Below are 14,624 nucleotides of genomic sequence, written 5' to 3' on the forward strand. Positions count from 1 at the left end.
CTTGTCTCGGTTACGTGACTCAACCGAAACACCGATCCAGTCTGCACAGAAAGACCGGTAGTGGCGGTATTTCCGCGCGAACTAGCACCGGGTGGTATGATACTTGCGATAGTTGAGCGTCGCATTTGTCCGTCGCAGTGCGGTCACGAAGTTGGGCCAAAGCATAGGAACTGGTAATCATGTCGCGAATCCACTTTCTTATCGGTGTCTGTGTTTTTTGCCTTGCAGACGCGGTTGTTGCCCAACAAGCCTCCGTGCCGAAACCGGATTCAGTGAAGGTCGCCGCTGTGCAGGTCAGTGGCTATGACAAGGGCGAACTCCCACGTGATGAATTCGACCCGTCGGGCAAGTTGGTGCCCTATATCGATCGCGCCGGTCGCGATGGAGCTCAGCTGGTCGTGTTCCCTGAGTATGTGCTCGGACACATCGAAGTGCCTGGGCCGGCGACCAAGCCGATCTCTGAGGCAGCTCGCAACAATTCCATCTATGTGATCGTCGGTTGCTGGGAAGAGTCTGGCGACGGCACGTTTGCCAATGTGGCCTTGGTCTTCGGTCGAAAGGGAGAGATTATCGGCCGCTATCGAAAGACACATCCGGCCATCGACCACTTCGAGGGCGACGATCCGTGGAAGCGGCCGCCCGTTGGCAAGAGCCGCCGGTGGATGCTTGAGCACGATCCAGAATGGGTCATGCAAGCAGGGGACGATTTGCCGGTATTCGAGTTGGACTTCGGCCGAGTCGGAATCATGACCTGTTATGACGGCTGGTTTCCCGAACCGCCGCGTGTTCTTTCACTACGTGGTGCCGAGTTGATCGTTTGGATCAACGGCCGACGTGGTACCGTGGAGGACTTCATCGTCCGCTCGATCATGTTTCAAAGCCACGTCGCCATGGTTACTTCCAACCAAGCCTACGGCGGAGGCACAATGATCGGAGACGGCCGTAGCCAAATCCTTGCTCAGAGTCCCCCGGGGCAGGAGTCGTACATCACTGCAACGATCAACATGGCAAGGGTCCGTCACGTGCGGTCGACCAGCCGCAATTTCGCCCAGCGACGTCCCGACCTGTATGGCGAGCTTGTGCGGCAAGACGATACTCGGAGCGCGACAGCCGAATGACTCGCTGGGAATACGATCTGGCCATCATGCTCTGCCGATCGATGCGAACGAACTCGGTCGTTGGTTTCGTGACGAATTGCATTGCAGGACTGACCGCGTTGCCAGGCCACCGACCGCCACCTGCTGAACAAGTCAACCACAGGGCCGTGCCTATTGGGAGACACAGCTTGCAGACTCTGATCACGTTGGCAAGTAGAAAGGCACGGGAGTGAATCCCAATGGCACAAACAACAAGCTGGCCCAACCCAGAAAGCTCCTGCCAGTTCCCAAGGAGACAGCATCTTCTGCGGTTGGCGGATGTACGGGCCCCATCCACACCAACAAGATCAGCATGAGCGTCCAGCCCCAGTAGCCCCAGAGGACGACCGCCACCGCGGCAGCCAACAGCAGACCTTTGGCCAACGTGTGGGCCCGCCGACGCAACAGAGCGTACAGAACATGTCCACCATCCAGCTGTCCGATCGGAAAAAGATTCAACGCCGTGATGAAGATGCCAACCCAGCCAGCGAAGGCGACCGGGTGCAGGAGCACGTCCTGTCCCTCTGCCAAAGAACCAAACGTGAAGTAGATCAGGAGCTTGAACAAGAGTGGCTCACCCAACATCAATCCCATTTGATTGTCGGTAACGACCACGACCTCTGACCATTGCAGTCCCAGAATGCAGAACAGCAAGGCGGGCACCAGTCCGGCAAGCGGTCCGGTAATCGCAATGTCAAACAGTGTTCGGCGGTTGCCCATGCCGGGCTCCATCAGGATGACGGCCCCCATCGTGCCGATGGGACTGATCGGCATGGGAATAAAGAGAGGCAGGCTTGCCGGGACACCATACCGTCGAGCCTGAAGATAATGCCCCAGCTCGTGGGTCAATAAGGTAGACATTAGGGCCAGAGAAAAAGCCAGACCGCCTGCCAGGTACGTGCTGAGGAAGGTGGCGACGAAGAGAATGATCGGCAAAAGCCTGCGCAGACGAGATCGGTACACAGAATCCTGGGGATCGACAAGTTCGGCATCGAGGTTTGTTTCGCTTGTCCGAGGCAATGGTGCTGGCTGCTCTGCTTGCATGCTGAAGACTATACCGCGCTGGAGTGAGCACGACATGTCTCACTGCTCGCTTGCGGATGGCGAGCTCGCCGGTGGTCAACGCCGGAACCAGGAAACGCCGAACGTAACCTTGCGGTTCCGACTCCTGCGCGTCGCTACAGCCGCTGTTTCAGTCGAAGCATTTCAGGGCTGCCGAGGTCTACAGCGAGTCGACCAACAGGTGCCGCGGGTAACAGAAAGTGCGAACCAACCAGCCAAAACGGTGGTCGAAGTAAGCCGACCGCCGTCCAAACAAATGGTGCCATTTGTTTGCGCCCTACAGGAATACTGAGGTGCGAGCTCTGGATTGGGCGGTGTGGCTGGCTTAAAGGAGGCTCAGCTTGTCGTGCGCGCCGACCGGTCGGCAAATTTGATTTCGTCAGCTTGGCTTTCAATTGCGGCGCCCAACCCATACCGATCGAGCACCTTCGCTCTGTTTCCGGATTCCATGGAGCGCCCCCCTTTTTCGTCCGCGACTTTCCCGGCCAGGCCACCAAACGGTGGATCTTTTGTCTTCCCCCCCCAACGTTCGCAGCGTCGTCACACTCGGGTAAGTGCGTTAGGGTTTGCAGAGTCACGGGAAGGTTTACCATGGCTGGCTTAATGGGCCGGAGAGAGCGAGCGTGGTATTCGCTGGGTGCGTTCGGCGACAGCGAGTATGCCGATTGAATACGGTGTTCGGGCGATGTCCTTGACACTTGATTCTGGAACTGCGGTGAGGCCGAGGGACGTACGGACGCGTCGTCGATCACGCACGCGTTCTGCGCGGCAAGAGCTTCGGACCGGCAATCCACCGTCATCCGGCAGCTTCATCCATTCCAATGCTGCCCCCGGCGCTGGCGAGTTGGGATGACCATCGACCGTGTGGAAATCCGCGTGCGAGTGGAGTAACCTCGCCGGTGTCCGATTTGGTCCACGACATCGAGATTGCTGGAGACTGTTTGGCTGATGATTACTTGCGGGAGAGGGGCGATGCGATGGCTGCTTGCCGTTGGGCTGATGGCGACCGCCGTGACCATGCGGGCCGCCGAACCGCGACCGAACTTTCTGGTGATCGCCATCGATGATCTGAATGACTACGTCGGCTGTCTGGGCGGTCACCCGAACGCGATCACGCCGAACATCGACCGATTGGCTGCCCGCGGTGTGCTCTTCACGCGGGCGTATTGCAACTCGCCGGTTTGCCAGCCGTCGCGGACGAGCCTCTGGACCGGGTTGCGCCCGACGACGATCGATATCACGGCGAACCGGTCCAAATGGTTCCGAGAACAGTCGCGGCGGCCCGACGCTGTCTCGCTGCCGAAGGCTCTGGCGTCGGCCGGGTACAGCACTCTTGGGTTCGGCAAACTGTTCCACGTCGGCCGCCCGGACGAATCGGCCGTCGAGTGGCAGCGATCCAACATCTCCAGTTACGGTCCCCGTCAAAAGCCGAAACTGAACTACGACCAGGGCGATGCAATCACCGACTGGGGTGTTCCGCCAAAGGACCGCGACCATGCTGCCAGCTTCGACCCGATCATCGCCGATCGCACGATCGCGGCGCTAGGTGATCGCCACAGCCGGCCGCTGCTGTTGGGGTGCGGATTCTACGGACCCCATACGTTGCTCTACGCGGCCGGCAAGTGGTTCGATATGTTTCCAAAGGCGACGATCAAACTGCCCAAGACACCGCCGAACGACAATGACGACTTGGTGTATTTCGGCCGACGCCCCCGGCGACCGCAGGACGTCGAAGCGCCTGGGGTCTTCACACAGGACTGGACCGAGAGGACCGGCACGTGGAAGGACGTGCTGCAGGCTTACTTGGCATGCACCACGGCGATGGATTTCCAGCTGGGTCGCGTATTGGAGGCGTTGGATCGCGGGCCGCATGCCGACAACACGTACGTGATTCTATTTTCCGACCACGGCTGGCACCTGGGCGAGAAACGGCACTGGGGTAAAGCAGCGTTGTGGGAGCAGACCACCCGGGTGCCGATGATTGTGGCCGGACCGGGAATCCCCAGCGGCGTCCGTTACGACCAACCCGTCGATCTGCTAACGATCGCCCCAACCATCCTTGATTACGCGGGCGTCCAGCCGGCGGGTAATTTGGACGGGAACTCCCTGCGGCCGGTGCTGGAAAACCCGAAGCGCGACTGGCCGCACCCGGTGCTGACGACGTTCGTCGATCACCACGCTCTGCGTACGCCCCGCTGGCGGTAAATCCGATATGCGTCCGGCGAGTAGGAACTCTACGACCACTCTCGTGACTCGAATGAGTTCGAGAACCTGGCCGTGAACCGACGTGGCTTCGACGGTGTCCAGTCGATCCTGGCCAACTCACGCAACAAATGTCGGCGTTGCTGCCGCGTTCAAACGAGAATCGTGTGGTTTGGTCTACATTCAGAACGCAATTCCGGGTGAATTAACAGCTCTTCCCGGTATTTCCATCGCGTTAGGGTTTCATCCAGTATTACCCCAAGGACAAGTGGCAGCAGCGTCAACTGCCGTAGCCACCCAGGAAACGCTTGGCGACGCTTTGGGCTTCAATCATCACCTATCCGGCGCCCTTGAATGTATTTCAGTTTTGGCCCTGCAATTGCCTTTCAGTTCAGCCGCCGGTTCGGATCCCGCGGGCGTGCGGTGTCACTCTCGACGGGAGGATTAATCGGAGTCCCATTCATCGATCGTGTTGGGCTGGCTGTTGCGAGTTGCGAAATCAGTCGTTCGCTCCGTAGAGGGCAACTCCGTTTCATGGTAGAAGTCTGCATGCGATAAGAAGCCTCGCAGTCTATCAACGCGCCCTCAACACAAAACGATCAAGACGCTTGCCGACTCCAACTTCGCAATCAGAGTCCTCTACCAGCCAATTCCGAGACGAATCGAATTCGCCTGATCTGTTGCTGCTTGCCGGTATTCTGCTGATAGCGATCAACTTGCGACCGGCGCTATCGAGTGTTGGGCCGTTGGTTGAACCGATTCAGCAATCGACGGGGCTGCCAAATTCGTTGATCGGGCTGTTGACGACGCTTCCTTTGGTTGCATTCGGGATCGTTTCCACGTTGACGCCGTTGCTGACCCGTCGCCTCGGGATCGGCGGAACCTTGCTCGGAGCAATGGTCTTATTGGCGATTGGCACCGCAATGCGTTCGGTCTCGTCGGTGTTCACACTCTATCTCGGAACTTTACTGTTGGGGGTTGCGATCGCATTTGGCAATGTCCTGCTGCCAAGTTTGACAAAACGAAACTTCGCGTCACGCGGAGGTGCCGTCACAAGCCTTTACTCCGCGACGATGGGCTTAGGTGCCACGATTGCCGCGGGGGCCAGTGTTCCACTTGCCGATGGGCTGGGGTGGCGTGGGTCCCTTGGCAGTTGGGCTGTTTTGTCACTCTTCGCCGCTGTGGTGTGGATTCCCCAGGTCAGTCGCCTCACTCGCTCGGAGCCCAATCGTAGTTTTATCAGGGCGATGAAGGATCTGGGGGCTTCGAAATTGGCCTGGCAAGTCGCTCTCTTTATGGGCTTGCAATCGCTTACGTTCTACGTAGTGCTGGCGTGGTTGCCCGCGATCTTGACGTTTCGCGGATATACACCGTCGTTTTCCGGTTGGATGCTCTCGCTCTCACAATTCATGGGAATTCTCGGGTCGTTGATCATTCCGACCATCGCCGGCGCGATGCGTGAGCAACGCGGCGTGGTGTGGTTTTTGACCATCGCCGAGGCGTTTTCGCTTGTCGGAATGTTGATTGCTCCCAACGGTCTTACGGTCGTTTGGGTATCGGTAATTGGATTCGTGCTTGGGGGAAGCTTTGGACTCGCATTGTTGTTTCTCGTTATTCGATCACACGATGCAGAATCGGCTACGGAGTTGTCGGGAATGGCGCAGTCGGTCGGGTACCTGGTTGCCGCGACGGGGCCGACACTGTTCGGTCTGATTTTCGACTATACGGGAGCCTGGACGTGGTCCATCACCATGCTATTTCTGGTGGCAGCACTCAAGCTTGCGATGGGATTGGGGGCGGGGGTAGCGAAAAGTGTCTAGTGTCTTGCCGAGCCCTGCCAACATCGATTGACGTTTGTGTCCGATCGTTGACGCGACGCAGACACCCGCAGACGGTTCCCAATCGAGGGAACGCTTACGTTTCACAACGTATTCGAGCAAGTTTGAAAGACCTGTGGCAACCGGTACACGGTTTGCTTGAGCGTAGCTGAAGGCTGTACAACGCCGAACGCATGTCACCTGAGAACAGCCTTCCGTGCCGATCTCGCCCGGTGCGACGCGTTCGCCATAACCCAAACGGCTCGGCTCGCCGCACGCTCGGGTTTTGGTCGCTTGCCGTCCCGGTGAGGCGAGTTGCGATGCGAGCGGCGAGGTCTGTCAACCCTTTTTGTTTTTTGTTGCTCATTGACCCGGAGAGATTCCCAAATGCAAATTCTTGTCACATCGTCGATCGACAAAGTTGGTAGCGAAACTAGGGATGCAATTCGTCAGTTGGTGCGAAACACGTTGTCGCGATTTGCGCCACGCATTGCAGAGGTTTCTGTCCTGGTAAACGATGAAAACGGGCCGCGCGGAGGGGGCGATAAAACCTGTCGAGTCAGTTTGAACATGCCGGGATTTGCGCCTGTTTCCGTTTACGCAAGGCATGAAATGGTCATGGCAGCCGTTTCCGAAGCCGCCCGACGCGCACGCCGCATTGCGACAACGAATCTCAAGCGACGGCAATCCGTTCGTATACGATCTAGACACCAAGCAACAGTCGCGGACACCGCCGTGGGTTTCGTGAATGTATAATACGTCGCCATCGTGATTGGCAAGCGCGTTGCACGACCGTTGGGGAATCGAGTGTGCGACGCTAAGGACGTCAAAAGATATAATCCGCGTTTGCGCCAAACGTTGACGGGCAAGGGAGTGGATCATAGCTGCAGAAAGCGATCGTTAAATCACGTTTGGTACCGATTGGAGCAGGCGAACTACCTTGCTCTAGAGAGTTTCGGTCTGTGAAACCGAGTAGAAAGCTCACCGTGAACTTATGCGTGGATCACTCGGCGCCGCGTGCGCCCCCCACACTCCCCGGCGGCGTGAATTGCAGTGGTCAGACACTCGCGTTACATGCGCGGACAAAACTGAGAATGGCGGTACGTCGCTCAATCATTTGTTCTCAAGAAAAAGGCCATCAGATGCCGGATCACGTTTGGATCGATGAATTTACGATGCACTGCGTGCGGCTATTGATCGCCGTATCACTTGGAGGTGCCCTCGGCTTGGAACGCCAATTGCGGGGCCAGTGGGCGGGAGTCCGAACCCACATGATGGTATCATTAGGGGCGGCGATTTTTACGATCGCCGCCGTCAAAACCGCGCCGGACGATTCCAATGAAGTCACACGCGTGATCCAAGGGGTCGCGGCAGGGATTGGATTTCTGGGTGCGGGGACGATTCTCAAGCTTGGCCCTGAGGTGCAGGTGAAGGGGCTGACCACCGCAAGCTCGATATGGTTGGCGGCGGCCCTCGGAACTGTCGCTGGACTGGGCCAATACGCACTGGCAGCGGCCTCCGGTTTGATTTCGCTCCTAGTGCTCGGACTGCTCCGGCCACTTACAAAGACCTTCTTCCGCAACAGCGACACGTCGAACCAGTCCGTTCCCCACAATTGACCGCGCACCACCGTGGATCGCGGTGGGCTCTGGCGACGCGTCGATCACGCCGGGATTGTCACGCACCATGAACTGAAACTTGATCCCAACACTCCGTCGCGGCGAACCAATCCCAGAACAGTTTTTCCGGCTGATTGCCAACTGCACATACGACTGGGAGAGTTGGCTGTCTTCCCACGGTGAAGTACTGTGGGTCAATGAGGCCCTCCGACGGTTCACCGGGTATTCACCAAACTAATGTCTGGCGATGGCAGACTATCCGCTGCCACTGATGGTGCCTGAAGACCGTGTTCGAGTGGCCAAGCACTTGCGTGATGCGTCGGCCGGCAGCACGGAAAACAACATAGAATCTCGTGTGTTGCATTGCGACGGCATCAGACTTTGGATGGCCGTCTCGTGGCAACCGCTACAAGATGACTGTGGCAATCCCCTCGGGTTTCGAGCCAGCGTGCGGGACATCACCGAAAAGCGACGGCTTCGCGAACAACTTCGGCTGCACAACAAACATCTGGAACAGCTTGTTCAAGAACGCACCGCTCGTGTCGCCGAGCTAGAAAAACATCGCGCCAAGATGCAGCAGCTCGCGGCACTCGGTGAATTGGCGGCGGGCGTCGCCCACGAGATCAACAATCCAATTGCCGGGATACGAAACGCACTGTTGCTGATGAAGCGTCATCTCCCCCGCGACATTAGGCACTACGACAAATTCGAGTTGATCGATCGAGAAATCGATCGAATTAGCGGCATCACACATCACATATATCAACTCTATCGACCGAGCCAGCAGCAACCGACTCGGTTTTCTGTTCGACGGACGGTGGATGAAGTCGTCTCTCTTTCACAACCATTGGCCCGCAAACTGAATGTGGAAGTGGTTTTCAATCTTACGGGGAAAAAACCGTGCGGCGAACTGGAATCAGACGAAGTCGAGTTGCTGGAAGGAGAGCTGAAGCAGGTCTTACTTAATCTGGTCCACATTGCGGTGCAGGCATCCAGGGCTGGTCAAACGGTGGAAGTGATCCTTGAAACGCGGGAGACATACCTCGTGATCGACGTTGTTGACCAAGGACAGGGAATCGCACCCGAGCACTTGGATCATATTTTCGATCCTTTTTTTAGCACGAAGACCGAGAAGGTCGGCCAAGGGCTGGGGCTGGGGCTATCGGTCAAGCGTAGCTTGGTCGAAACGATGACAGGTTCGGTGCGAGTTGAAAGCGAGATCAACCACGGAACGCGTTTTACACTTTCATTGCCTCGGCCTTTGCAGGATGAATAATTAGTCGCATTCGGCGATTCATTCGTGCGGGGGCAGATAATTCCGTTCACCTGCCACTTTTTGCGAGTCAGATTCTCCCTACTATGCCGCCCTTGAGCGAACAGTTCAAACGCATTCTGATTGCTGACGACGAACCGTTGTATCGTGACACAACCGCTGAATTGTTGCGTGACGAGGGGTACGAATGCATTTGCGTCAATGATGCCAATGGCGCGATCGACGTTCTGCACGGCCACTCGTTTGATCTGATCTTGTCAGACCTAAACATGCCGGGCAATTTAAAGCTTGAACTGTTGAAGGAAGGGCGAACCAAGTATGCACACATCCCAATGATTGTAGTGACCGGCGTTCCGTCGGTTCCCAGCGCGATCGAAAGCGTGCGACTAGGGATCGCCGACTACCTGCTGAAACCGATTAAGTTCGAGGAGCTGTTGGCTGCAGTCTGTCGAGCGATCCGGCAACCGGTGATCTTACCTCGCGAGCCCAGCTCAACTTTCTACGACTCAGACACGCTCAAGGAGTATCCAGGGATTATCGGTCGTAGCCAACCGATGTTCGAACTTCTAGACCTCGTGGGACGAGTCGCGGCAAGTAGCCCCAACATCTTAATCACCGGTGAAAGTGGGACCGGAAAAGAAGTGATCGCCAAAGCCATTCATGACCACAGCCCACGTGCCGATCATCCAATTCAGGTCATCGACTGCACCGCGGTCCCGGAGTCGCTTTTCGAATCAGTCTTGTTCGGTCACGTCAAAGGATCATTCACGGGCGCGGTCAAGGACCAGAAGGGATTGCTACGCAATTGTGACGGCGGAACCGCGTTTTTTGATGAACTTGGGGAATTGCCGCATACGTCTCAGGCCAAATTGTTGCGTGTGATTCAGGAACAGACTTTTACGCCGGTCGGTGAGAGCCGCCCGGTTCAAGTTGATACCCGCTTCATCTGCGCCACCAACCGCGATTTGCAAAAGGAAGTGGACGCAGGCCGATTTCGACAAGATTTGTTCTACCGACTTGCCGTCATTCATCTTGATCTGCCGCCATTGCGAAAGCGGGGCGACGATGTGGTACTGTTGGCCGCGCATTTTTTGAATCAACTGGGCACCGGTCGAACAGATGTGAAGGGATTGTCGCCGCAAACTCTGGAGTGTTTTCGTCGCAATCATTGGCCCGGTAACATTCGAGAGCTCCGCAATGTCATGGAAAGAGCGATTGCATTGGCTCGCGGAACGAAAATTGAAGTGGACGATTTGCCGCGCCAGCTTCTTGACGGACCACGCCAGTCGGGGCCGGAGGCTGAGTTATCAGAGATTTCCCGCGATGAAGCGCTCGACTATGCGGATCGCGAATGTCTGGCGGTTCTTCTACAAAAACACGACGGCGTGATTGCCAGTGCGGCTCGGCAAGCCGGTTTGTCACGACAAGGGTTGAACAAATTGCTCAAACGCCATGGAATCTGCGTGGATGAGTACCGCTAAGCCTCGATAGGTTTTGTGACCTGGGACAACACCTCAAGCCGAGCGTCCGGTTTCAAAGGGTTGTGGGCCGATCACCAACCCGCATGTCTGACAGGGGATGGCTGCTACCGGTCACCGTTGTATTCGCCCATTTTTTCCTGTGTCGGTAGCATCTTCTTCAAATTAAACTTCGGCCGTGGATGAGAATTCACGAAAGCCGCAAGGTCGAATGCTTCCTGGTCGCTCAAGTGCGGATCATCTAAAGGCATGGCAACCTTCAGATATGATGCCAGCTTGGAGACGCGGCTCAGTCCCGCCCCGTCGTTATACGATTGCGGCCCCCAGACCGGCGGCCCTTCGTTGCCGCCAAGCCCGTCGGCTGCATGGCAGGAAGCGCAGTGTTCCGCGTACAGCGTGCGGCCCCTCCTAATACTTGGAGCATCTTTAGGGGGCTCCAGAGTTGGCATGTGGTTGGGGCCCAACGGTTTGTCACGATTGACCTTAATCGGCTGGCCTTCTGAAAGCGATGTAATGTAGGCTGTAATCGCGATCGCCAATTTGCTGCCGACCGGAGGTCTCGTCCCATTCTGACTTCGCATGAAGCAATTCAGGACGCGGTCTTGCAGTGTGATGACTCGCTTTTCACGAGGGGACCAGGCCGGGTAGGCTGTCGCGATTCCAATGAAACTGGCCGCCATCGGATGTCGGCCATTTTCCAAATGACACGAGGTGCAGTTGAGTTGATTGCCAATATAGTCGCGCGACAGTGGGTGCTCACGTGTATTCTCGATAATGGCTTCGCCCAACCGAGTGATCTCGGCGTACGATTGAGACGTGTATGTTTCCTCGGAATCTTGACTTTGTGCGATCGTCGCGATTGTCATCAGCAGGGAGATCCCCAGGAAGCGGTGGGTTGTCAAAGCCCAGTCGCAGCTCAAGGAGCGGACGCCGGTCAGCCATGCGGCAGAAAAAAGTCTTTCAAATATGGGATTTGGCATTTTGTTCTGCAAAAATGGTTGTCGGAAATGGATCATCGAGTGCTCCAACCGGCAATCCGTGGGTTACGTGGTTCACACGGAGATTTGCGACGCTCGCCACATTGGGCAAGTCTTGGTTGGGTATGCATTCGACCGCGAGCGTGAACTCATCGTCACGGGGGATCAGCGAGCATCACTTATCGACCGAGCCCTGCTGGGGAGCACGTCGCGATAGGTTCTTCGTCATGCACCGTGCAGCGTACTGATCGCCCGTTGAATTTAATTGACAGGATCGCCCAGGACGATTTTCGCTGCGAACATGATTGGCGTCGACGCGATCACCACCAAGTCGGCTGTCCCGCGCCGGGGGCTCAACGTTGGTAGTGTTCGGGTTGATAAATGAGGCTTGCGATTTTTGTCTGACGCGTCCCGCGCGGGGTCGGCCACGAAACGGTATCGCCGACTCGATAACCAAGAATCGCAGTCCCGATAGGGGCGAGAATTGACAGCATGTTGTCTTTGACACTCGCCGATTCCGGATAGACCAGCGTGAAAACCCCGCGCTCACTGGTATCGGGATCGAGAAGTTCGACGACCGAATCCATCGTGACAACGTTGTCTGGAACTTCCGACGCATCAACAACGTTGGCGCGGTGAACTTCATGAAGAAGACGGTTGAGATGACTTCGGCAGCCGACGTTATCTCTGAATTCACGGTTTAACAATTGGATCAGACGTGTTTGATCGGCGGCGGTGATGATGATTTGCCGATCTTCGGCGGTGATCACCACGTGGGGCGGATGTGCGATGGACATAAAAAACTCGGTCAAATGGATGTGCGCTGGAAGACGTCAGGACTGTGCCCAGGGAGTCAAATAAATCTGCACGAACGGCTACAAATTGAATGCCCCCACCCGTTCGGGCTGGAATGTAACTCTTTCAACGCGTTTGCGTAATTCTCGCCCCCAAACTTCCAAGGTCACAATTTCGCCGACGCGCATCCCAAGTAGTTCTGAACCAAGTAGCGAAAGGATCGAAAGTTTTCCTTCGGATACGCATGTTTCCTCTGGATAGACGAGCGTCAATGTTTCTGCTTCGCTGGGATCCAAATCGCGGACCTTGACAGTGGAGTTCATGGTAATGACGTCGGGGAGCATCTCGTGGGAATCCACCACCGTGGCTTGCGTCAGACGTTGTTGCAGCCGATCCAGGTGTGGACGATCACCGCCCAAGCCGAGGGTCAGTTCGCGTCGCAACAGATCTTCCAATCGAGTTTTGTCCGTTCGGGTGACGGCAATCAATTTCGTAAACATTGTTTTCCTAAGGGAACGACCGGGGCTACCGGTCAATTACTGTACTGAAACAAAAATACTGTACTGATACACAAAATATACGATTCGCGTTGGACGCTACTCGTAGGCGGTTCCCGAGCGCAGTCGATTAGAATCAGTTTCACGAAGCATTGGGATCACGCAGGCCAGACAATCGCGCCGTTTCCGGCGACGCATTCGACATGCACGAAGGTGCGATCCATTCCGGAGAACTCCGTTGCGAGAATCCCATCAAGAGGTTTTGCAACCGCCGGTGCTATGCCAGGATGCCTTCACGCTCGGGCTGGAAAACAACCGCCTCAACCCGCCACTGTCCCTCACCGCTGGGCACGGTCCAACGGACGGTATCCCCGACGCGATAGCCAAGGATCGCGGTACCGAGTGGTGCCAGAATCGACAGTTTTCCTTCCGCGATATTTGCCTCGTCGGGATAAACGAGCGTGAATATTTTGAGCTCCCGGCTTGCGATGTCTTTGAGCCGCACAATCGAGTTCATCGTGATGACGTCACCAGGGACATCTTCTCGAGCAACGACCGCTGCGTTGGCCAATTCGTTTCGCAAAGCGTTCAAGTAGGGCTTGTCGCAGAATGCCCCTGCAAACGAACTGACCAAAACGTCTTCGAGACGCCTGCAATCTTCCGCTGTCACGATGATTCTGTTTTTGCGATTCATGATGGTGTGCTTCATTGGTTGGGAGTGGGACGATGGCCAACAAAAGCAATAACTGTGCCAATAGGACGAATCGGCGACCGCCACACCGCAACAGCCCTCTTTCGGCCCTATTCGCTTGCCCTTCATACCGGTGCAAGCGTCAACTCGTGACGACATGCGTTTGGCGGAGTTGACACCGTCGCGTCCTTTCGCGATTCGCCCCGGTGGGCGATGTTGAATTCCATCATTGGTCCATCGACCCTTAGAAGCAACGTAATCTGTGGGAAACGGGGGCGGCTACGGCTGAAGATTTGAGTGGTATGGATCGCGAGTTGAACCGCGTAGAAATTCCGAGCCCAACCTTCAAGGACGACGCAATCGGGTTGGGCGTCGATCGAGATTTCGCGAATTAAGCGATGGGTGCCGCAGTCAAACGCATCGCTGAATTCGTTGAGCCACTGGTTGTCGAGGCTCCAGGAGTCACCGTGCATTGTTACCGTCCTTGAGGGGAATATGAGGGATAAAGTTGATTAATAGAATCCGTTGATGACGCTCGTTGGCGACAACCCGCCCGCACGCGTTTTGGCGTAAGTGGAAGCCGACTCCATCGCAACCATTGCAAATGGCGGTCCATTGCAGCGCTGGCTCGCGTCTGCCCACAGGACTTCAACCGAAGCTAATTCGGCGCGGACGAGGTTCCGGGAGGCTTCCGTAGGACTGACCCCAAAACGGTTTGCTGGATTTTCAGTAAACGCAATCGAGCGTGTCGCGGAGTCGTCTGCCGGAGCCAAACGGCGACGGATTTCCGGATCAGAGTGTCTCCCTGCGTTGCCCGCTCGATCCAGCAGTTGACGTTTTTGCCTCCCCGTTGCAGATTTGTCTGCCACCTTTCCCGACAGGTCGGTCATTGTGGCGAATTAGAAGGTGCTGGTCCGACATTTGCAATTGTGTTGGGCTGTTTGCGGGAACGCATCCGGCAATTTCTTGGCATGCCTTCAATCCCAGTAGAGAACATCGTGTGCAACGGGTTACCTGTCATTGAGATCACTGTCCAAACGAATCATGGCTTGACCTACGTCGTCGCGGTTCCATGCC

Annotated in this window: 12 protein-coding genes; 6 read left to right on the forward strand and 6 right to left on the reverse strand. The window is 56.3% G+C overall.

The window, feature by feature from the left end; genetic code table 11:
* Window positions 1-179: 179 nt before the first annotated feature.
* Window positions 180-1,118, forward strand: coding sequence for a carbon-nitrogen hydrolase family protein (locus Mal15_RS08610; RefSeq protein WP_147867391.1), 939 nt, complete (start codon window positions 180-182; stop codon window positions 1,116-1,118).
* Between the two features lie 180 nt (window positions 1,119-1,298).
* On the opposite strand, the gene Mal15_RS08615 is transcribed toward Mal15_RS08610, so the two are convergent.
* Window positions 1,299-2,180 carry a site-2 protease family protein gene (locus Mal15_RS08615; protein WP_167546685.1) on the reverse strand — a complete coding sequence of 294 codons (882 nt, stop codon included), beginning with the start codon at window positions 2,178-2,180 and terminating at the stop codon, window positions 1,299-1,301.
* A 990-nt stretch (window positions 2,181-3,170) separates the two neighbouring features.
* On the opposite strand from Mal15_RS08615, the gene Mal15_RS08620 reads away from it, so the two are divergent.
* The 5 genes from Mal15_RS08620 to Mal15_RS08640 all read left to right on the forward strand — a co-directional run bounded on the left by Mal15_RS08620 (window position 3,171) and on the right by Mal15_RS08640 (window position 10,590).
* On the forward strand, window positions 3,171-4,403 hold the full coding sequence (locus Mal15_RS08620) for a sulfatase (RefSeq protein ID WP_167546686.1): 1,233 nt from the start codon (window positions 3,171-3,173) through the stop codon (window positions 4,401-4,403).
* A 605-nt stretch (window positions 4,404-5,008) separates the two neighbouring features.
* Window positions 5,009-6,220 (forward strand): CynX/NimT family MFS transporter, encoded by a 1,212-nt coding sequence (locus tag Mal15_RS08625; RefSeq protein ID WP_199773821.1) that lies wholly within the window; start codon window positions 5,009-5,011, stop codon window positions 6,218-6,220.
* Window positions 6,221-7,260: 1,040 nt separating this feature from the next.
* Entirely contained in the window at window positions 7,261-7,836 is a 576-nt protein-coding gene (locus Mal15_RS08630; RefSeq protein ID WP_233903345.1) for an MgtC/SapB family protein, read from the forward strand.
* Between the two features lie 247 nt (window positions 7,837-8,083).
* Window positions 8,084-9,112, forward strand: a complete 1,029-nt coding sequence (locus tag Mal15_RS08635) for a sensor histidine kinase (protein ID WP_233903346.1) — start codon at window positions 8,084-8,086, stop codon at window positions 9,110-9,112.
* Window positions 9,113-9,204: 92 nt separating this feature from the next.
* A complete protein-coding gene (locus Mal15_RS08640; RefSeq protein WP_390623506.1) occupies window positions 9,205-10,590 on the forward strand; it encodes a sigma-54-dependent transcriptional regulator in 1,386 nt (461 codons plus the stop codon).
* 104 nt (window positions 10,591-10,694) lie between these two features.
* On the opposite strand, the gene Mal15_RS08645 is transcribed toward Mal15_RS08640, so the two are convergent.
* From Mal15_RS08645 to Mal15_RS08665, 5 genes are all read right to left on the reverse strand, one after another.
* The gene (locus tag Mal15_RS08645) at window positions 10,695-11,603 is read right to left on the reverse strand and encodes a c-type cytochrome (protein ID WP_233903347.1); all 909 of its coding nucleotides are present in this window, start codon (window positions 11,601-11,603) and stop codon (window positions 10,695-10,697) included.
* A gap of 314 nt (window positions 11,604-11,917) precedes the next feature.
* Window positions 11,918-12,334 carry a nucleoside diphosphate kinase regulator gene (rnk, locus tag Mal15_RS08650; RefSeq protein WP_199773823.1) on the reverse strand — a complete coding sequence of 139 codons (417 nt, stop codon included), beginning with the start codon at window positions 12,332-12,334 and terminating at the stop codon, window positions 11,918-11,920.
* Window positions 12,335-12,439: 105 nt separating this feature from the next.
* Window positions 12,440-12,859 (reverse strand): GreA/GreB family elongation factor, encoded by a 420-nt coding sequence (locus Mal15_RS08655; protein ID WP_147867396.1) that lies wholly within the window; start codon window positions 12,857-12,859, stop codon window positions 12,440-12,442.
* Between the two features lie 274 nt (window positions 12,860-13,133).
* Window positions 13,134-13,550 (reverse strand): nucleoside diphosphate kinase regulator, encoded by a 417-nt coding sequence (gene rnk / locus Mal15_RS08660; protein WP_147867397.1) that lies wholly within the window; start codon window positions 13,548-13,550, stop codon window positions 13,134-13,136.
* A gap of 509 nt (window positions 13,551-14,059) precedes the next feature.
* A complete protein-coding gene (locus Mal15_RS08665; protein WP_147867398.1) occupies window positions 14,060-14,437 on the reverse strand; it encodes a hypothetical protein in 378 nt (125 codons plus the stop codon).
* Window positions 14,438-14,624 lie beyond the last annotated feature (187 nt).

Source organism: Stieleria maiorica (genome assembly GCF_008035925.1).
GTDB lineage: Bacteria > Planctomycetota > Planctomycetia > Pirellulales > Pirellulaceae > Stieleria > Stieleria maiorica.